Annotated in this window: 18 protein-coding genes and 1 tRNA gene; 2 read left to right on the top strand and 17 right to left on the bottom strand. The window is 34.2% G+C overall.

What is annotated here, in order from left to right:
- Positions 1-61 precede the first annotated feature (61 nt).
- The 7 genes from lepB to AC3ITQ_RS01230 all read right to left on the bottom strand — a co-directional run bounded on the left by lepB (position 62) and on the right by AC3ITQ_RS01230 (position 6,318).
- Entirely contained in the window at positions 62-1,624 is a 1,563-nt protein-coding gene (gene lepB / locus AC3ITQ_RS01260; protein ID WP_489236490.1) for a signal peptidase I, read from the bottom strand.
- Between the two features lie 66 nt (positions 1,625-1,690).
- Positions 1,691-2,392 carry a 4-hydroxy-tetrahydrodipicolinate reductase gene (gene dapB / locus AC3ITQ_RS01255; RefSeq protein WP_489236489.1) on the bottom strand — a complete coding sequence of 234 codons (702 nt, stop codon included), beginning with the start codon at positions 2,390-2,392 and terminating at the stop codon, positions 1,691-1,693.
- A gap of 42 nt (positions 2,393-2,434) precedes the next feature.
- Positions 2,435-2,995, bottom strand: coding sequence for a DUF5683 domain-containing protein (locus tag AC3ITQ_RS01250; RefSeq protein ID WP_194657100.1), 561 nt, complete (start codon positions 2,993-2,995; stop codon positions 2,435-2,437).
- The gene (locus tag AC3ITQ_RS01245; RefSeq protein ID WP_026982802.1) at positions 2,995-3,903 is read right to left on the bottom strand and encodes a ParB/RepB/Spo0J family partition protein; all 909 of its coding nucleotides are present in this window, start codon (positions 3,901-3,903) and stop codon (positions 2,995-2,997) included. The genes AC3ITQ_RS01250 and AC3ITQ_RS01245 overlap by 1 nt, the downstream gene beginning before the upstream one ends.
- A 5-nt stretch (positions 3,904-3,908) precedes the next feature.
- Positions 3,909-4,676 carry a ParA family protein gene (locus AC3ITQ_RS01240; RefSeq protein ID WP_026982801.1) on the bottom strand — a complete coding sequence of 256 codons (768 nt, stop codon included), beginning with the start codon at positions 4,674-4,676 and terminating at the stop codon, positions 3,909-3,911.
- Positions 4,677-4,913: 237 nt separating this feature from the next.
- Positions 4,914-5,303 (bottom strand): septal ring lytic transglycosylase RlpA family protein, encoded by a 390-nt coding sequence (locus tag AC3ITQ_RS01235; RefSeq protein ID WP_489236488.1) that lies wholly within the window; start codon positions 5,301-5,303, stop codon positions 4,914-4,916.
- 940 nt (positions 5,304-6,243) lie between these two features.
- A tRNA-Pro gene (locus AC3ITQ_RS01230) sits at positions 6,244-6,318 on the bottom strand.
- Positions 6,319-6,494: 176 nt separating this feature from the next.
- On the opposite strand from AC3ITQ_RS01230, the gene trxB reads away from it, so the two are divergent.
- The gene (trxB, locus tag AC3ITQ_RS01225) at positions 6,495-7,442 is read left to right on the top strand and encodes a thioredoxin-disulfide reductase (protein WP_194658355.1); all 948 of its coding nucleotides are present in this window, start codon (positions 6,495-6,497) and stop codon (positions 7,440-7,442) included.
- A 379-nt stretch (positions 7,443-7,821) separates the two neighbouring features.
- On the opposite strand, the gene AC3ITQ_RS01220 is transcribed toward trxB, so the two are convergent.
- From AC3ITQ_RS01220 to AC3ITQ_RS01200, 5 genes are all read right to left on the bottom strand, one after another.
- A complete protein-coding gene (locus tag AC3ITQ_RS01220) occupies positions 7,822-8,655 on the bottom strand; it encodes a GIN domain-containing protein (protein WP_489236487.1) in 834 nt (277 codons plus the stop codon).
- A gap of 86 nt (positions 8,656-8,741) precedes the next feature.
- Positions 8,742-9,479, bottom strand: a complete 738-nt coding sequence (locus tag AC3ITQ_RS01215; RefSeq protein ID WP_072974548.1) for a head GIN domain-containing protein — start codon at positions 9,477-9,479, stop codon at positions 8,742-8,744.
- 4 nt (positions 9,480-9,483) lie between these two features.
- Positions 9,484-11,214 carry a PspC domain-containing protein gene (locus tag AC3ITQ_RS01210; RefSeq protein ID WP_489236486.1) on the bottom strand — a complete coding sequence of 577 codons (1,731 nt, stop codon included), beginning with the start codon at positions 11,212-11,214 and terminating at the stop codon, positions 9,484-9,486.
- A gap of 2 nt (positions 11,215-11,216) precedes the next feature.
- Positions 11,217-11,549, bottom strand: a complete 333-nt coding sequence (locus tag AC3ITQ_RS01205) for a PadR family transcriptional regulator (protein ID WP_017498072.1) — start codon at positions 11,547-11,549, stop codon at positions 11,217-11,219.
- Between the two features lie 158 nt (positions 11,550-11,707).
- The gene (locus AC3ITQ_RS01200; RefSeq protein WP_489236485.1) at positions 11,708-12,163 is read right to left on the bottom strand and encodes a DUF4870 domain-containing protein; all 456 of its coding nucleotides are present in this window, start codon (positions 12,161-12,163) and stop codon (positions 11,708-11,710) included.
- Positions 12,164-12,418: 255 nt separating this feature from the next.
- Between AC3ITQ_RS01200 and AC3ITQ_RS01195 the strand changes: the two genes are divergently transcribed.
- Positions 12,419-12,871 carry a DUF4442 domain-containing protein gene (locus tag AC3ITQ_RS01195; protein ID WP_489236484.1) on the top strand — a complete coding sequence of 151 codons (453 nt, stop codon included), beginning with the start codon at positions 12,419-12,421 and terminating at the stop codon, positions 12,869-12,871.
- A 70-nt stretch (positions 12,872-12,941) separates the two neighbouring features.
- Here the strand turns inward: AC3ITQ_RS01195 and AC3ITQ_RS01190 are convergent, their stop codons facing one another.
- The 5 genes from AC3ITQ_RS01190 to AC3ITQ_RS01170 all read right to left on the bottom strand — a co-directional run bounded on the left by AC3ITQ_RS01190 (position 12,942) and on the right by AC3ITQ_RS01170 (position 19,120).
- Complete coding sequence (locus AC3ITQ_RS01190; protein ID WP_157849298.1) at positions 12,942-13,103, bottom strand: hypothetical protein; 162 nt, start codon at positions 13,101-13,103, stop codon at positions 12,942-12,944.
- A 117-nt stretch (positions 13,104-13,220) separates the two neighbouring features.
- On the bottom strand, positions 13,221-13,886 hold the full coding sequence (locus AC3ITQ_RS01185) for a hypothetical protein (protein WP_489236483.1): 666 nt from the start codon (positions 13,884-13,886) through the stop codon (positions 13,221-13,223).
- 3 nt (positions 13,887-13,889) lie between these two features.
- Positions 13,890-14,312, bottom strand: coding sequence for a hypothetical protein (locus AC3ITQ_RS01180; protein ID WP_489236482.1), 423 nt, complete (start codon positions 14,310-14,312; stop codon positions 13,890-13,892).
- Between the two features lie 50 nt (positions 14,313-14,362).
- A complete protein-coding gene (locus AC3ITQ_RS01175) occupies positions 14,363-16,600 on the bottom strand; it encodes a multicopper oxidase family protein (RefSeq protein WP_489236481.1) in 2,238 nt (745 codons plus the stop codon).
- Positions 16,601-16,609: 9 nt separating this feature from the next.
- On the bottom strand, positions 16,610-19,120 hold the full coding sequence (locus AC3ITQ_RS01170; RefSeq protein ID WP_489236480.1) for a heavy metal translocating P-type ATPase: 2,511 nt from the start codon (positions 19,118-19,120) through the stop codon (positions 16,610-16,612).
- Positions 19,121-19,125 lie beyond the last annotated feature (5 nt).

Here is a 19,125-nt window from a genome sequence, read left to right as displayed (position 1 = left end):
AGTTTCAGGTTAGTATAAACTTGAAACTTGAAACCTGAAACCAAAAATAACTATTTTTTATTTATGCTTTATTTTCTTTTCTCTTTCTCCAGAAATATTCCCCAACAAAATAGGCAGCCAGTACCATTAAGAAATATTTGAAGTACGATTGTGGTTGCCCTTCGCCATCAACCGTTGTGAAAACTCTGTCCCAACGAACTTTGTTGATTCCTTTTCCGTTAGTATCCCAGCTCAACCAGATAAATACTGGTTTTCCTACAATGTGATCTTCCGGAACATATCCCCAATAACGACTGTCTTCAGAGTTATGGCGATTGTCTCCCATCATCCAATAGTAGTTTTGCTTGAAGGTATAAGAATTTGTTTGTTTTCCGTTGATTATGAAATGAGAACCATCTATTTGCAATGTATTATGCTCATAATTGGTAATGATTTCTTTGTAAAATGGTAATGATTCATTCGTTAAAGCAACTGTTTTTCCTGCTTCAGGAATATAAATGGGGCCAAAATTATCTTCATTCCATTTATTAATATGAGGAAAAATTCGATCATCGTTACCCGTTGCAATTTCTCTAACAACACCTGTAATACCCGGAATGGTTTTCATGCGTTCGGCATTAGCTTCTGTTAAGGCACCAATAAACAAAGTATCTCTTTTATTGTTATCTCTAAAGCCTCTTACATCCACAAGGTTAACGTTAAGTTCTTTTAGAAGAGCTTCTAAATCTATTGGAGTTTTTTCGTCTAATGCTATTTTGTATGAATATTGTGGTTTTGCTCTTTCAGGTAAAACCAATTTTTTTCCATTGATATAAACATAACCGTCTTTTATAGATAAACTATCTCCAGGAATACCAACACATCTCTTAACATAATTAGATCTTTTGTCAATTGGTTTTATAACACCCGGTCTTCCTTTTGGTTCGTAAAAATAATGTACGGTATCTACTGGCCAGTTAAAAACGACAATATCCGTTCGTTTTATTTTTTCAAAAGCAGGTAATCTGAAATAAGGTAATTGCGGCCAGCTTAAGTATGATTTTCTTTTTGTTAACGGAATAGAATCATGAACCATTGGTAACGCAACGGTTGTCATCGGTACCCTTGGCCCGTAGTTTAGCTTGCTTACAAATAAAAAGTCTCCAATTAATAAAGATTTTTCTAATGAAGAAGTTGGAATCGTATAAGGCTGTACTACATAAGTGTGTACTAATGTTGCTACGATTATAGCAAAAAGTAATGAACTTACAGTATCAGCAGTTTTGTTTTCAGGAGTTAATGATCTATTGGCGTTGTATTCTAATTTTTGAGTATAATTTACATAGTAAATGTAAAAACCAAGGGTGAAAATACCCAGAAAAGTATCCAAAGTTGATTTTTTACCAAATGTTCTTAAAGTCTCTATCCAAACAACCGGAAACATTATAAGGTTTATAATCGGAATGAAAAGTAATATTGTCCACCAGGTTGGTCGGCCAATGATTTTCATTAAAACGATTGAATTGTACACAGGAATAGCAGCTTCCCAGGTTTTACGGCCAGCAGCCTGATACAATTTCCAGGTTCCCAGAAAATGAATGATTTGAACAGCTAAGAAAAAAACAAACCAAAGATATAGTGTCATAATATTTTGTTTAAAGTTTCAAGTTTAAAGTTGATTTATTGAATTAACCTTACCCTTTAAATTTATTTATTTTAAGTTTAAAACATCTTTCATACTATAGATTCCTTTTTTACCAGCTAACCATTCAGCTGCAATTACGGCTCCTAAAGCAAAACCTTCACGATTATGAGCGGTGTGTTTTAATTCGATGCTATCTACAACTGAATCGTAAGTTACGGTATGGGTTCCCGGAACATCTCCAATTCTTTTTGCTTCAATATGAATCTCGTTTGTTTTAGCTTCGTCTAAAGTCCAATTTGCGTAATTGCTATTTTCAATAACGCCTTTCGCTAATGAAATGGCAGTTCCGCTTGGAGCATCTAATTTTTGAGTATGGTGAATTTCTTCCATTGTCACTTTGTAGGAATCAAATTGTGACATGATTTTAGCTAAATATTCATTTAGTTCGAAGAAAATATTCACTCCTAAACTAAAGTTGGAACTTGAAATGAAGCCCCCTTGTTTTTCGTTGCAAAGTGCCACCATTTCATCAAAATGTTCCAGCCATCCTGTTGTTCCTGATACTACAGGTACATTGGCATGAAAGCAATTTGAGATATTATCAACGGCAGCAGTAGGAACGCTGAAGTCAATTGCGACATCAGCAGTCGAAAGTCCTTCAAAAGTATTCGTTTCATCTTTCTTCAAAACAATTTGATGACCTCTTTCTAAAGCAATTCGTTCAATTACTTTACCCATTTTTCCGTATCCTAAAAGTGCAATTTTCATTTTATGTATTTTTTTTGAATTTTAAATAGTGAAAAGAACTATTTAAAAGTGGTAATTAAAAGTTAGTCCAACGTTTGGTTTAAAAGTTACATCAGCCGGATAGATTTCCGGGCGTACTGATAATCTTTCATTTACGTTAAACTGAATTAAAGCAGCGTCAACATTGGCATCGATAATGTTCAAAACATAAAAACCAACAACAAACAATGCTGACAGATCTCTGTTTCGTTGGTAGAATTTTTGCCCGGCGATAAGCCTGTCATCATCTAAAAATTGGTAATCATCATCATTGTAACCTTCCAGTCTTCGTTTGTAGGCGTCACGATAATCATGATATTTTTTATTATTGTCAATGTAAAAATACAAACTGGTACCAATTGCTCCGTAAACTAATGGTATTTTCCAGTATTTTTTGTTGTACGCCTGACCCAAACCGGGTAAAATGGCCGAGTAGAAAGCCGCTTTTGCTGGGGTAAGCGGGTCTATTTCCGGATACTTAGTAGTGTCTTTAACAACCAAAACCGTGTCTTTTTTTGCCTGGGCAAAAAGAGAAACGGTTCCTATAAGAAAGAACAATAGACTTATGGGGACAATTTTATTCACTATCCGTTTATTAATTTTATAATTCTGTCAAAGTCAGCTTGGGAATTAAAAGGAATTGTGATTTTTCCTTTTCCATTGCCAGCGACTTTTATATCAACTTTCGCACCAAAATAATCGTTGAAAGTGTTTTTTTGCGTTTCTTTAACAAGGAAGGAAGACTCTGCTTTTGCCTTTGTTTCTCCTTCTGGCTTTGGTTTTACACCTTCGTGATAATTTTTTACCAAAGCTTCTGTTTCACGAACAGATAAATTTTGGCTTACTATTTTTTGATAGATATCCGTCTGAACATCTAAATCTTCAATATTGATGATCGCTCTACCATGTCCCATACTGATAAAACCATCACGAATACCAGTTTGGATAATCGGGTCTAATTTTAAAAGACGTAAATAATTGGCAATTGTAGAACGTTTTTTTCCAACACGCTCGCTCATTTGTTCCTGAGTTAACTGAATTTCATCAATCAAGCGTTGGTAAGATAATGCAATCTCAATTGGATCTAAGTCATGACGTTGAATGTTTTCCACTAAAGCCATAACCAATGACTCATTGTCATTTGCAATACGAATGTAAGCAGGAACATGAGTTAAGCCTACTAAAGTTGAAGCACGTAAACGACGCTCTCCTGAGATTAACTGATATTTATTGAATTCTAATTTTCGAACAGTAATAGGCTGAATCACACCAAGTTCTTTAATAGAAGTGGCTAGCTCACGTAAAGATTCTTCATTGAAATTGCTTCTAGGCTGAAACGGATTTATTTCGATAGCACTTATTTCAAGCTCTATAATATTTCCAACAACTTTGTCAGCATTTTTGTCTTCTACTGATGTAATGTCGTTTTCCGGATCTTTTAATAATGCTGATAATCCTCTTCCTAAGGCTTGTTTCTTAATTGCTTTTGTCATAAAAACTATTTACTGTTTTTCTTTATAATTTCCTGAGCTAAATTGATATAATTAACTGCTCCTTTGCTTGTTGCGTCATAATTAATGATGCTTTCACCAAAACTTGGAGCTTCACTCAATTTTACATTTCGCTGAATCACGGTGTCAAAAACCATATCGTTGAAGTGTTTCTGAACTTCTTCAACCACCTGATTAGATAAACGTAATCTTGAGTCATACATTGTAAGAAGTAGTCCTTCAATATCAAGATCCGGGTTGTGTATTTTTTGAATACTTTTAATAGTGTTCAATAATTTTCCTAATCCTTCAAGTGCAAAATATTCACATTGAATTGGAATAACTACTGAATCGGCAGCTGTTAAAGCATTCAGGGTTAATAAACCTAAAGAAGGTGCGCAGTCAATAATAATAAAATCATATTCGTCTTTAACACTTTCTAATGCTTTTTTAAGCATGTATTCTCTGTTTTCTTTGTCAACCAATTCGATTTCGATGGCTACAAGGTCAATATGAGCAGGGATCACATCAACGTTTGGAGCTGAACATTTCACGATGGTTTCTTTTGGGGTGTGGCTATGTTCAAGTATTTGGTATGTACCAATTTCTACTGATTCAACATCAATCCCAAGGCCAGACGTGGCATTTGCTTGAGGATCAGCATCAATCAATAATACTTTCTTTTCTAAAACACCTAATGAGGCTGCAAGATTTACAGATGTAGTAGTCTTTCCAACGCCTCCTTTTTGATTAGCAATCGCAATGATTTTGCCCATTTATTTTCTAAATTTTGAACCGTAAAAATACAATTATTTATGGTTTTTGAAAATCTATTTTGTTAACATTTGTGAAACTTCGGATAATCGTTGTATGGTGCGTGTTTTGAAGTTTTTTATTGTTGTAATAATAAAAAAGAGTAACGAAATTTCGCTTTGTTCTATCATTGTTTTAAAGTGCAAAAAGTACAAAGCGGTAGTTTTGCTAAAAATGCGTTTTAGGGTTAAATTAGCTTTTTAATTTTCCACAATTTCAATTTTTACTTTCATTGAGCCACTTCCTTTGTTTGAGGCGATTTTCATAAAAGCTTTTTTGGTAAGATCAATTTCTCTTTTTTTGCTAAAAGGGCCTCTGTCAATAACTTCTACAATAACAGATTTATTATTTCGTTCGTTTGTAATTCTTAGTTTTGTCCCAAAGGGGAATTTTTTATGAGCAGCAGTTAATTTGTTGTTGTTGAATTTTCTACCACTTGCTGTTCTTTTTCCGTTAAATTTATTATTGTAATAAGAAGCGTGTGCATGAGTTTTATATAAGATGTATTTATCATTATTTTTTTCTGAATTCTTCTGCGCAAAGGCGAATGTGGAAATAATTAAAATAATGTAGAGTGTTATTTTTTTCATCTATAGATTTTCTAGGGTTACAAAAAAAAGCTTATTTGAAAAAACAACCAAATAGATTGGCTAATATTTATCATATGAATTTATTTTCCGATTTCAATGAAGAGGCTATGATCTTTAATCACAGTTAGACGGGGTGGGGAAGTATTGAAAATTTTATACTCTTTATTATTTTTTAACGCAGAGAACACAATCCCGATAGCTACCGGGATTCGCAGAGTGCACTAAGATTTAAGTTATGTTTACAAAATCTAAGCCCGAAAAGCTTTGTGAACCTTGTGTTTTTACTAAGCTTAGAATACTTAAAAAACTCTGTGTTCTCCGTGATGTTTTTTATCCACAGCTTTTCGTATTGATCCTATATATTAATTTCAAAAAAGTTTAAAGCAAAAAAAAGTCTTTTCAAAAAGATGAAAAGACTTTAGTCGGGGTGGCAGGATTCGAACCTGCGGCCTTCCCGATCTCAATCGGGACGCAATAACCGCTCGTTTATGTTAATTTCAAGAAAGTTTAAAGCAAAAAAAAAGTCTTTTCAAAAAGATGAAAAGACTTTTGTCGGGGTGGCAGGATTCGAACCTGCGGCCTTCCCGATCTCAATCGGGACGCTATAACCGTTCGTTTATGTTAATTTCAAAAAAGTTTAAAGCAAAAAAAAGTCTTTTCAAAAAGATGAAAAGACTTTTGTCGGGGTGGCAGGATTCGAACCTGCGGTCTTCCCGATCTCAATCGGGACGCTATAACCGTTCGTTTATGTTAATTTCAAAAAAGTTTAAAGCAAAAAAAAGTCTTTTCAAAAAGATGAAAAGACTTTTGTCGGGGTGGCCGGATTCGAACCTGCGGTCTTCCCCGATCTTAATCGGGACGCTATAACCGTTCGTTTATGTTAATTTCAAAAAAGTTTAAAGCAAAAAAAAGTCTTTTCAAAAAGATGAAAAGACTTTTGTCGGGGTGGCAGGATTCGAACCTGCGGCCTCCTGCTCCCAAAGCAGGCGCGATAACCGGGCTACGCTACACCCCGAAGATGTATTTGTTGTACTGCCCGTAAGCGGATGCAAATATAGTAATAAATTCTGTTTACAAAAGAAAAATCTCAAAATAAATAAAACTTATTTTGAGATAGTTATTTAGGATTTAATTTGATGGTAATTTTTTATAATAAAGTTTACATTTGCATCACAAAAAACTACACATATTATGTCAGATACAATAGAAAAAATTAAATGCCTTATTATAGGTTCTGGTCCAGCGGGTTATACTGCTGCAATTTATGCTGCCAGAGCAAATATGAATCCAATATTATATCAGGGAATGCAGCCAGGTGGTCAGTTGACTACAACAAATGAAGTAGAGAACTTTCCAGGTTATGTTGATGGAGTTACAGGACCAGAAATGATGATACAGTTACAGGAACAAGCAAAACGTTTTGGTGCTGATATTCGTGATGGTTGGGCTACTAAAGTTGATTTTTCAGGAGATATTCATAAAGTTTGGATTAACGATACTATCGAATTGCACTGTGAAACGGTTATTATTTCAACAGGAGCTACTGCTAAATATTTAGGATTGCCTTCAGAACAACACTATTTAAATATGGGTGGAGGAGTTTCTGCCTGTGCTGTTTGCGACGGATTTTTCTACCGCAATCAGGAAGTTGTAATTGTTGGAGCAGGAGATTCTGCTTGTGAAGAAGCACATTACTTATCTAAACTTTGTAAAAAAGTAACGATGTTAGTAAGAAGCGAAAAATTCAGAGCTTCAAAAATCATGGAAGAACGCGTTCGTAAAACGGAGAATATCGAGATTTTAATGAATCATGATACTGTTGAAGTTTTAGGAGACAGTAATGTTGTTCATGCTATTAAAGCCTTAAACAAAACTACTGGTGAAGTTATCGAAATTCCAGCAACAGGATTTTTCGTAGCAATTGGTCACAAACCAAACACAGATATCTTTAAAGATTATATTACACTTGATGAAACTGGTTATATCATCAATACTCCGGGAACATCTAAAACAAATGTTGATGGTGTTTTTGTAGCCGGAGATGCTGCAGATCACGTATATCGTCAGGCAATTACTGCTGCAGGAACGGGTTGTATGGCTGCTCTTGATGCAGAAAGATATTTGGCTTCTAAGGAGTAAACATTTAGTTTCAAGTTTTCTTTGTTTGCTTCGCCAGTTCGGCTAAAGCCTAGGGTCAAGTTTCAAGTTGTTGGAACGTGAATTAGAGAACTAATAAAGTAAAAATCCCATTCGTTATTTTACGAATGGGATTTTTTTATGTTGAAACTTTAAGCAGATTAAATTTTACCGCAAAGGTCGCAAAGTTATTGTAATGTGTAGTGTTATAAAACACAAAGTTCGCAAAGCTTTGTGTTGAACCAGCTTTGCGAACTTTTTTTCTTAATGTAAATGTGGGCAAAAAAAACTTAGCGTCCTTTGCGGTAAAATTCTCATTTCAATCTGACAGGAGGCTTTAGCCGAACTGGCGAAGCAAACAAAGAAAACCTGAAACTTTTTTCTATTTTATCTTTTTAATCAATTTTGCCTCTTCAGAAAAACGGGTAAGTGTGATAGCAGGACTTCCAAAAATCGAAACTTCTGTTTGGTTTCCTGCTGCTAATGTTAGGGTTGTTTCAGCTAAAATACTTCCTTTTGAAGATCCTTCTGCAGTAATACTGGCATCTTTCATAGTGAATTTAATTCCGGTGAAAGTCGAATTGTTGTCTAAACGAATCGTTGCTTTTTCGGCAATTCCTTCAAGGGTAGCAATCCCTTTTTGATATAGATCGCATTTGAATTTAGTTGCTGTCACTAATGATTTTATGACAGAATTTTTACTCAATTGAAGAGAAGCTTCATCTGCTTTTAAGTTTATTTCCGATCTCGATTTGTCATCGGCAATTAAACTGAATTTTTTAGCATTTACATTCAAAAATAGCTTTGAAAAATCGAAACTATTGAAAGTAATGTCATCCAACTGAAGTTCCTGAATCGCATAAACAACAGCTTCGTTTTTTGTAATAACTTTATTAAATGTATTCGTGTACGTTACGTGTACCGTAAGTTTTTTGAAAATAGTACTTTCCTTAGATGTATACAAACGAAGTGTTTTCTCTCTTAAATCCATCCCGATAATATCATGTAAATTATCATCGGCTTCAATTTTAATTTCGTTTTTTTCTCCTCGTTCCAGATAAACTTCAATATTATCATCAACTTCAAGAGCATCAAAATTTCCTGTTTCTTTTATAGAAGTAGTTACGATTTTAGTTCCTTTTACTTTTTCTCTTTTTTGGGCAAAAGTTAATGTAGTGAATAATAATAATAGGAGTAGGGCTGTACTTTTTTTCATTAATTCTAGATTTGATTTTGACAAATATAAAAAAATCATCCACTTTTGATGAATGATTTCTTTTATATTTAACAGTAAAATAAGGTTTATCCCTGATTGATACTTCCGCCTGAATTAGAAGTTTTTTCAATTGATTTAGGAGATCCTTTGTAATTAATGCTTCCTCCACTATTGGCATTGGCTTTCAAACTAACTATTGGGCTAATGTTTATGCTTGCTCCGCTATCGGCATCGGCTTCAATCTCATTGGCTAATAATTTTTCAGCCTCTATATTTGCAGCGCTAGATGCTGAAGATTTTACTTTTAATGCTTTTCCTTCAATTGTAATAGAACCCGCACTGTCTGTATCCAAAGAGATTTCATCAGATTCTATATTAACATTCATTGTCGCAGCACTTGAAGCATCTAATTTTATATTAGTAGAATGAATAACATTTGTACTCGTTATAGTAGAAGCGCTTGAAGCTTCTAATGCATCGATAACAGGCATTTTTACTATTACTTTTTTCTTAGTAACATTGTGGAAAGAAGTAAATTCACAGCTAATTACCAGAGTTCCATTTTCAACAGTCGTTTTAATTTCTTTCTGCAAATTGTCATCAGCTTCAACAATAATTTCTGTTTTATCTGATTGTTCGATTACAACATCAATAGCATTGCTTACTGATACATTTTTAAAATCTCCCTGAACAATTCGTTTTTCAGTCGTAACATTTCCACTTCCTTCTATAGATTTCATGTTAGTAAAATTACATGAAGCGAACAATAATGCAGTAACAGTGGCAATAATGAATTTTGTAATATGAATGATTATTTTTATCATGGCTTTAGTTTATTTTGATTATAACTCCGTTTTTATCAGTGGTTAACTTTCCGTTAGTTTTTTTTCCGTTTAGAACTTCTTTTCCATTAATTTTAATTGAAACTTCTTTTACTGTATCATTGTCAATAGTGTTGTCTTCGTCATAATCTACATCTTCCTGATCATCTTCGTCTGCAGGACAATTCAAACATTTAATTTTAGAACCTTCTACTTTATAATTGTAGTTTCCGCTAAAGTGTAAGTTGAAAAAATCATCTTCAGAGTCATCATAATCTTGTATAGAAGCATCTGGTTTAAACAATTGGCCTTCCGGCAAGTACAAATATACATCAACTTCCTGACCTCTAAATTTATTTTTTACATCTGTCAGAAAATAATTATCCAAAACTAAATGATTTCCGTTGATCTGAATTTTATAATCAATTTTTTCAGCTCTTTTTTTAGCATTTGAAAAAGAATTTCCTCTTGCACTTTTTTCTATCTGTAAGTAAGGACTTGCTTCGTCAGTGTGCAAAACATGTAAGCGAACATCATTTGAATAGATTAGCTGATTGTTTACAGAATCCTGCACAAACTCAAACTCTCTGTGATAATTGTTAAGGTCCTTAGCAAAATAATCATTGTATCTGAATTTTACATAAAGAGTATCTTTTGCATTGATGTTAAGCGCTTTTTTCTCTACCGTTTTTCCGTCATAAGAAATTTCAGTTGCTTGTTTGATTCCAATGCTGATAGCAATTGCAACAGCGATAATCCAGATTGCCAATAAAGTGTATTTTGTAATATTACCAATAGACTTTAAGTTTGGCGATAACAATTTGAAACCTAAAAGTGTCAAAAAGAAGAACGGAATTCCAACCGCAAAGAACATTAATAAACCAAATGACCAAATAGGATATTCTGTAAAGTTTCCTGCTTCAACGAAGTTTTGCCAAGGAAAATCAATAAAAATATTAGTTCCTAAGGTAAACACTCCAATCAATAACATGATCAAAACTGATATTCCTGACATGATTAAAACTACGCCTAAAAATTTTGCGAAGATTTTAAAAACCGTAATGACAAAGTCTCCAAATGAACTACTTATTCTCTCAGCTCCCGACTTTACCTGGTTTCCCATTTTGTCATAATCTGCACTTTTAAATTTATCAGATAATGATTCTATTTCTTCGCGAACTTTTTTTTCGATGTTTGAAATAGTTACCGGTTCACCTGTCATTTCTAATTTCTCAGAAGTTGTAACTGCTTCAGGAGTTACGATCCAAAGAACGAAATAAGCTAAAATTCCAGTTCCAAAACCTGCAAAAACAAATACTAAGAATATGATTTTGATCCAAACAGCGTCAATTCCAAAATAATGTCCTAAACCTGTTGCAACACCGCCAATCATACCTTTCTCTTTGTCACGGTATAATTTTTTATGCTTTCTTGTTCCGTAATCGTTAAAAGACTGATTTGATTTTTCTTCATCTTCAATGATGTAATCTTCAGGTTGTCCCATAACGGCAATCACTTCGTCAACGTCTTTCAGTCCAACAACATGTTTCTCGCTTTTTTGTTTTTCTGTTAATAATTCAGAAACACGCATTTCGATATCTTTAATAATTTCGTCTTGTCCAGATGAGCTGTTAAGTGATCGTTTTATTGCGTCAAAATAGCGGGTTAATTTTAAGTATGCATCTTCATCGATGTGAAAAAACATACCTCCTAAGTTAATATTTACTGTTTTGTTCATGACTATTGATTTTGATTGGTGATTAGTTTTACGGCGTCAGATAATTCTGTCCAGGTGCCGCTAAGTTCGTTTAAAAAAGTTTGTCCTATTTCGGTTAATCCATAATATTTTCGTGGCGGCCCTGAGGTCGATTCTTCCCAACGATAATTTAGCAAACCGTCGTTTTTCAGCCTAGTTAAAAGTGGATAAACTGTTCCCTCAACAACTAGTAATTTTGCGTTTTTTAAAGTGTCTAATATTTCTGATGTGTATGCGTCTTTTTCTTTCAATACAGATAAGATGCAAAACTCAAGAACACCTTTGCGCATCTGTGCTTTTGTGTTTTCAATGTTCATAATTTCATTTTGTTTTTTTTAGATTGAACAATTCGTTTTTTGATTGATGATGATTGCTGCGCCAGTTCGCCCTTCTGGCTCGGGTGATTGATGATTGATTCGAATTTATTCTGTTAGAATTATTTCGTATAACTTATAACTTTTAACCTTTTTAAGGATTACTTTATAAAAGGAATCGTTAACGGATATTTGTAATATTCTCCGTTTGAGGTTTTTATTGAAGCATAAATCACTAAAAAGAATTCAACAACTTTTAATAAGCCAAAAAGTACAACCGCTGTTCCACCTATAGTAAGTAACCCAATATTGCCTTGAAAATCAAAATTTCTTATTGCAAAATTATCGTCGTTAAAAAAAGCTTCCATTGGGATATTTTGAAGAAAAACAGTTACAAAAACCGGAATGGCAATTAGAGCCAGAACCAAAGTGTAAAGCAATAAACTTAATTGAAAGTTTAAGGTTTGTTTTCCGTGGTGATTTACAAATTCTGATTTGTCTTTGTAACTCGTCCAGATCAAAATTGGAAAAATATAATTTCCAAACGGAATGAAATACTGTGTTAAAGTACTTAAGTGTGTGAACGTTGCAGTGTTCTTTTCTGATGTCTTTTCCATGATTAGTGGTGTTGATGTTTCCATGATTAAAAGTATATAGTAATTTCTTATACAAATATATAGCTAAAAGACAGTATCTTGTTTTGCATAGTACCAAATATTAACAAAATTTTAACAAAGTTAAAATTTTAAATGCACCTTTAAAGCATTGAAAATCATTCGGAAGTATTGATTTTGTTGCTATTTTAGGAAAGTAATCGCTATTTATTGTGCGTGCATAGTTTTTTTGTATTTTTACATAAAAAAATAAATCACATGGCAGTTTCAGTTTCCAAACTCAATAAATTTGTATTATTCAAATTACCTTCAGCATACTTTTGTGGTGTGCGTGTCAAAGCAATTGATAAAGACAGATGTGTAGTAAGTGTTAAACACAGATGGATTAATCAAAATCCTTTTAACTCTATGTATTTTGCTGTTCAGGCTATGGCGGCCGAATTAACAACGGGAGCTTTGGTGATTTCTCAAATCCAGGAAAGCGGAAGAAAGATTTCGATGTTGGTAGCTAACAATAAAGGAAACTTTACTAAGAAAGCAACTGGAAGAATAACATTTGCTTGTAATGACGGACATTTAATTGCCGATGCTATTAAAAGGACAATAGAAACTGGAGAAGGGCAAACCTTCTGGATGAAATCGATTGGAACAAATGAAGAAGGAGTTCAGGTTTCTGAAATGGATTTTGAATGGAGTGTCAGATTGAAATAATTAGCTTTAATAGAATATAAAAAAAAGACCTCAAGCAATTGAGGTCTTTTTTGTTGAAACAGAATTTCTTTTATTTTTTAACGCAACAAGATTTTTTGTCCTTTTTATCTGTTGACGTTTTTTTGCAACATGATTCTTTTTTTGCTTTTTCTTTTTGAACCGGTTTTGTTTCTTGAGCAGTTACTCCAATTGAGAATACAGCAGCCGTTAAGAAGGTAATTACTTTTGTCATTTTATATAATTTGTTTTTGTTAGAAATATTGTGTTTTGGTGATTCAAATATACCAACATTTCTTAGAGTTGATTCTTACAATTTGTTAATGTTTTTATAATAATATGTCATTGAAAATTAAACAATCCAGGCATCTTCTATTTTATCAACAATCCATTTATTCTTTACTTTTTTAATATAAATTCTATACCCATATCCGCACATATTGCCACATTCAATACCTGCGGTGAGAACACCATATTTTTTTTCACTATCAAATTGAATTCTACTAAGAATGATTATCCCTCTAACAGAATAACAGCATTGATTATATATTTTTATTTCATTTTTGCGAGGTATTTTAGAAACATAATGAAGATGAAAAGTTTCGTATGCATTCAGTTTTTTTCTGTCAAATTTATATTCAAGGGTATCTGGAAAATTTTCTTTAGATATTTCAGCATCTTTGAAATGTTCTTGAAGTTGTTTTTCATTTCCGTTTGAAACAGCTTTATCCAGAATCACGAGATCAATCTTGAAGTGGGACTTTTTAAATCCTGCCAAATCTTTATTGAATCGTTTGTTTGATTCTTTTCGCTGATTTAATTTATATTCAGAAAGATTCATTCCTGGCGGTGCAGGTGGAACATAATTTCGCATAGCGTTTACCCAAACGGAATCAATAAGTGCTGGATAAACTTCATATATCACATTTTTTTCAAATTGTAAATCAGCTTCTTTATTATTACAGCCTGTTAAGATTATTCCAGAAATAAAAAGTAGTGTAAAATAGATTTTTCTCATACTTTATTTGAAAAAATTGTCATCAATTTTAATATTGAGAGATTTCATGATTATGCCATTATAGTTTTCTTTCAGTAAATTATTTATTGCTTGTTGGGATTTGTAAACAATCTTATAATTATCATTTTCAATTTCAATGCTTTTGATAGATTTACTGATTTCAATTATATTTTCATCATCCCATCTTCCTCTTCCAAAATAAATATGTCCTTGTTTTTCGTCTGGATTATGAGGAATTAAATTAAAAACAATCGAATCTCCTTTTTTCATCTCATCAAGCTGATCGTTTTTAACTTTCGAATTTATAATAAGTTTTACTTTTACATTGCTTTCACCTTTGTTTGTAAAAAGAATACCTTGCGAGGGATCACAGCTTATTAAGAGAAAAGCAGTCAGAAATAAGAATAGGAAATTTACTTTTTTCATTTATGAAGGTTACTGTTTAGTTTTGATAAAATTTCTATGCTAATATAATATTAATAATTCAGGTTTACTCCAAAACCAATTCCCATATCACTATCATAATGCGTTGTGATTCCGAAGTTTCTTCCCGCTACATATTTTAAACCGGCCATATATTCCTTATCCGTATTCCACATTAAGTTCATTCGCAAACGTCTCGCTAGCGGAATATCCTTTCGCTCAAACTGAACTCTCACATTTCCATCCGTATAAACTTCAACTTGTGCTTTTACCAACATGGGCAACGTATATTCAAGTCCGGCGCTAAAAACAGCACGGTTGTCTTTGGTATTGGTTTGGCCAAAAAGGTTTTGTTCCTGTTCGTCCATTCCCATTTTTCGATAGCGCCAGTCGAAACCTATAAAAGGCATTAACCATTGCATCTTACCAATATATCGGCCAATATGGGTTTCAGTTTCGTAACCGTGTTTGTCATTATAACCCAAACGCCATTCGGTTCCAATGCTCCAACGCGTGTTGCTGTACATGGCTTCTCCGTCGTTTCCGTTTGTGGCGAAATCATTTTCTGCCATAAAATGAAACATGCGGTCGTCCATTTTTAGCATTTTGTACGCCATTTCAGGATGATGTATCAACGGGTTTGGTGCTGAATTTTCATAACTAAAAATCCTTCCCATTCCCGCCATCATATGATACAGGATGTGACAATGAAAAAACCAATCGCCATCTGCATTAGCCTGAAATTCGATCGTATCGGTTTCCATTGGCATAATATCAATCACATTTTTAAGCGGAGAATAATCTCCGTGTTCGTTCAAAATTCTGAAATCATGTCCGTGCAAATGCATTGGATGGCGCATCATCGAATTATTATATAATACAATCCGAACGTTTTCTCCTTTTTTAATTAAGATTTTATCGGTTTCAGAAATCACTTTATTGTCCATACTCCAAACATAGCGGTTCATGTTTCCTGATAATTCAAAGCGTAATTCTTTTACGGGAGCATCTTTTGGTAATGTTGTTATAGTTGGAGATTTTAGCATTCCGTAATTCAGCGTTGTAATCTCAGCAACTTCTGTTGTATCGTTTGCCATATTCATGCCTTCCATAGTATGCTGAGAATGATCTTCTGTTTTAGATACTTGCTCTTCTCCGGAAATCTCCGGATACATCACGGCATTCATGTCCATTTTATTCAAGGACATATTCATACCCATATCGTTCATTTCGCCGTTCATCTTCATCATGTCGTTCATCATTTTCATCCCTTCAAAATATTTTAGTTTGGGAAGATGAGCAACAGGCTGTTTAGCTCCGTCTCCTAAAAACAAAGAAGCTGATCCGGTTCTGTCTTCGGCTGTAGCCAAAAAAGCAAAGGATTTTTTATCTTCAGGAATTGTAACGACAACATCATAGGTTTCAGAAACCGCAATAATCAATCGGTCAACTTCTACAGGCTCAACATCGTTTCCGTCACTGGCCACAACGGTTATTTTTCCACCACCGTAAGTCAGCCAGAAATAACTGGATGCGCCTCCGTTTGCGATTCGAAGTCGGACTTTATCTCCAGCTTTGAATTGCGAAAGCTGATCTTCATTTTTACCATTAATTAAAAACTTCTCATAATAAACATCACTGACGTCCATGGCGTTCATGCGTTTCCATTCGTTGGTCACTTTTGTTGAAAACTGTCCGTGTTTAATGGCTTCGGCATAACTTTGCGTTGTTCCTTTTTTTATGGCAAACCAATCGTTGGCATTGTGCAGCATTCGCTGAACATTTTCCGGTTTTAGATCGGTCCATTCGCTTAATATGACGGGAACTGTCGGTAAATCATCAATTCCTTTTCTGAAAGTAGTATCGTCTTTCTTTTTGTTGATGATAAAAAGACCGTACAAACCTATTTGTTCCTGCAGTCCGGAATGGCTGTGGTACCAATAAGTCCCATTCTGAATAATTGGGAAGCTGTATTTATGAGTTGTTCCGGGTTTAATTGGCATTTGCGTTAAATAAGGGACACCATCTTCTTTATTCGGAAGAAATAATCCGTGCCAATGTAATGCGGTATCTTCTTTATCCAGTTCGTTGTGTACATAAATTTCGGCAACATCGCCTTCCGTAAATGTCAAAGTCGGCATCGGAATTTGACCGTTAACAGTTAGAGCCCGTTTTTCTTTTCCTGAAAAATTGACAATAGTATCGCGAACGTATAAATCGTACCGAACTACTTTTTGAGCCTTTACGCTAATGGCAATCAGGAAGACAAGTATTATCGTATATAATTTCATGTTGCTTTTTTAAAGGTTTAGATTTCGTAATCGTAAAGCATTTACAATCACTGAAACGGAGCTCAGACTCATTGCCAGGGCTGCTAGCATCGGCGAAAGTAAAATTCCAAATACCGGATATAAAATTCCAGCCGCAATAGGAACGCCTAATACATTATATATGAAAGCGAAAAATAAATTCTGTTTGATATTTTGCATTACGGAATAACTTAGTTTTTTAGCTTTTACAATTCCGTTTAAGTCTCCCTTTACCAATGTTATTTTAGCACTTTCAATGGCAACATCAGTTCCGGTTCCCATCGCGATTCCAATATTCGCTTGTGCTAAAGCGGGAGCATCGTTAATTCCGTCACCCGCCATAGCAACAATTTTACCTTCGGCCTGTAAACGTTGAATTTCTTTTAACTTATCTTCAGGTAAACAATCAGCTTTGAACGAACTTAAATGTAAATGATCAGCAACCGCTTTTGCAGTATTGCCATTGTCACCTGTCATCATAATCACTTCAACACCCTGATCAATTAAATCTTTGATTGCTTTTGCACTATTTTCTTTTATGGCGTCAGTAATTGTTACATAACCCAAAACAACTTTGTCCACTGCGATATAAGAAACCGTTTTCCCTAAATTTTGTTCTGCAACAACCTTGCTTTCTATAGCCTCAGAAACTGAAGCACCAATCTGAAGCATGAGTTTTTTATTTCCTAAAGCTACTTTCGAATTATTTACAGTTCCTATTACTCCCTTTCCGGCAACGGCTTCGAAATCCGGAACTTCAATTAAACTTTGATTTTTAGTTTTAGCGAAGTTAACAACGGCTTGCGCCAAAGGATGTTCACTATACTGATTTAGCGAAGCAATATTTTGAAGTAAAGTATCCTCATCATTATGGATGGCGTAGATTTTTTCGACAGATGGTTTTCCTTCGGTAATTGTTCCGGTTTTATCAGTAATCAGAACATCAATTTTACTCATGTTTTCTAAGGCCTCTGCATTTTTAATCAGAATGCCAAATTGTGCCCCTTTACCAACACCAACCATCACCGACATTGGTGTTGCCAGACCTAACGCGCAGGGACAAGCTATAATTAAAACGGCTATAGCATTAATTAATCCATAAATATAAGCAGGTTCAGGACCAAATTTTGCCCAGACAATAAAGGTTACAATGGAAATAAGAACTACTGTCGGAACAAAATATTTGGCTACACGATCTGCTAGTTTTTGAATTGGAGCTCTCGAACGGCTGGCATCATTTACCATTTGTATAATTTGAGAAAGTAAAGTTTCTGATCCTACTTTTTCGGCAATCATAACAAACGATCTGGTTCCGTTGATAGTTCCAGAAATAACAGTATCTCCTGTTTTTTTATCAACCGGAATAGGCTCACCAGTAATCATGGCTTCGTCAATGCTGCTTTCACCACTAGTTATTTTTCCGTCAACGGGAATTTTTTCTCCAGGTTTTACACGTAATAAATCTCCTTTTTTGATATTGTGAATCGAAATTACTTTGTCATTTCCATTCTCAACCAAAGTCGCTTCTGTTGGCGCTAATTTCAATAATGCTTTTATGGCTCCATTGGTTTGTCCGTGTGCTTTGGCTTCTAGCAATTGTCCTAATAAAACTAAAGTTATAATAACAGTCGCAGCTTCAAAATAAAGATGAATGGTTCCATGATGTGATTTAAACTCCGATGGAAAAATATCCGGAAAAAACATTCCGGAAATACTAAATAAGAAAGCAACGCCTGTTCCTATTCCTATTAAGGTGAACATATTAAGATTCCAGGTCAAAATCGATTTCCAGGCGCGAATAAAAAACATCCAGCCTGCGTAAAAAATAACCGGAATTGAAAATAAAAACTGAACCCAATTCCATTTTTCAATAGACATTATAGTATAGAGAGGATTATTGGGAATCATTTCTGACATTGAAATAATAAAAATGGGAAGCGTAAACAATAAAGCGATCTTCATTTTCTTTAGTAAATCAGTATAGGTTTTGTTTTCTTCAGAATTAGAAGGCTGCATCGGAACTAAATCCATTCCACAGATTGGACAATCACCGGGTTCGTTTGAAACTATTTCCGGGTGCATTGGGCAGGTAAATTTTGTCGTATTGATTGCAACCTGAGGAATCAGATCCATTCCGCACACTGGGCAATCTCCAGGTTTGTCATAGGTTTTGTCGCCTTCACAATGCATTGGGCAATAAAAAACGCCGGTTGCATGGTGATTATGTGCTATAGTAGATTCTTTTTTATGCCCTGAACAACACGATTTAATTGCTGTTTCGTTATGGTTTTTAGGAGAATCCATCTCGATAGTGTATTTCCCAACTTCAGATAAAACTTCCTGAAATTTTTTAGTCGCCACATGTTTTTCCATTGTAATGGTTGCCAATGGAGGGTTTAATGTTACTTCAGCCTGAATTCCTTCAATGGTATTTAAAGTTTTCTCGACTTTGGTGCGACATCCATCACACGACATTCCTGAAATTATATATTGATGTGTCATTGTTT

It is taken from the genome of Flavobacterium sp. KH_001 (assembly GCF_057840745.1).
This window is presented reverse-complemented; position numbering and strand designations above follow the sequence as displayed.

Excerpts from the sequence above, each read along its gene's own strand:
- AC3ITQ_RS01195 (WP_489236484.1), top strand. The coding sequence starts at position 12,419 with ATGGCAGTTTCAGTTTCCAAACTCAATAAATTTGTATTATTCAAATTA.
- AC3ITQ_RS01205 (WP_017498072.1), bottom strand. The coding sequence starts at position 11,549 with ATGAACATTGAAAACACAAAAGCACAGATGCGCAAAGGTGTTCTTGAG.
- AC3ITQ_RS01215 (WP_072974548.1), bottom strand. The coding sequence starts at position 9,479 with ATGATAAAAATAATCATTCATATTACAAAATTCATTATTGCCACTGTT.
- AC3ITQ_RS01170 (WP_489236480.1), bottom strand. The coding sequence starts at position 19,120 with ATGACACATCAATATATAATTTCAGGAATGTCGTGTGATGGATGTCGC.
- AC3ITQ_RS01210 (WP_489236486.1), bottom strand. The coding sequence starts at position 11,214 with ATGAACAAAACAGTAAATATTAACTTAGGAGGTATGTTTTTTCACATC.
- AC3ITQ_RS01180 (WP_489236482.1), bottom strand. The coding sequence starts at position 14,312 with ATGAAAAAAGTAAATTTCCTATTCTTATTTCTGACTGCTTTTCTCTTA.
- AC3ITQ_RS01190 (WP_157849298.1), bottom strand. The coding sequence starts at position 13,103 with ATGACAAAAGTAATTACCTTCTTAACGGCTGCTGTATTCTCAATTGGA.
- AC3ITQ_RS01175 (WP_489236481.1), bottom strand. The coding sequence starts at position 16,600 with ATGAAATTATATACGATAATACTTGTCTTCCTGATTGCCATTAGCGTA.
- lepB (WP_489236490.1), bottom strand. The coding sequence starts at position 1,624 with ATGACACTATATCTTTGGTTTGTTTTTTTCTTAGCTGTTCAAATCATT.
- AC3ITQ_RS01185 (WP_489236483.1), bottom strand. The coding sequence starts at position 13,886 with ATGAGAAAAATCTATTTTACACTACTTTTTATTTCTGGAATAATCTTA.
- AC3ITQ_RS01200 (WP_489236485.1), bottom strand. The coding sequence starts at position 12,163 with ATGGAAAAGACATCAGAAAAGAACACTGCAACGTTCACACACTTAAGT.
- AC3ITQ_RS01240 (WP_026982801.1), bottom strand. The coding sequence starts at position 4,676 with ATGGGCAAAATCATTGCGATTGCTAATCAAAAAGGAGGCGTTGGAAAG.
- dapB (WP_489236489.1), bottom strand. The coding sequence starts at position 2,392 with ATGAAAATTGCACTTTTAGGATACGGAAAAATGGGTAAAGTAATTGAA.
- AC3ITQ_RS01245 (WP_026982802.1), bottom strand. The coding sequence starts at position 3,903 with ATGACAAAAGCAATTAAGAAACAAGCCTTAGGAAGAGGATTATCAGCA.
- trxB (WP_194658355.1), top strand. The coding sequence starts at position 6,495 with ATGTCAGATACAATAGAAAAAATTAAATGCCTTATTATAGGTTCTGGT.
- AC3ITQ_RS01235 (WP_489236488.1), bottom strand. The coding sequence starts at position 5,303 with ATGAAAAAAATAACACTCTACATTATTTTAATTATTTCCACATTCGCC.
- AC3ITQ_RS01220 (WP_489236487.1), bottom strand. The coding sequence starts at position 8,655 with ATGAAAAAAAGTACAGCCCTACTCCTATTATTATTATTCACTACATTA.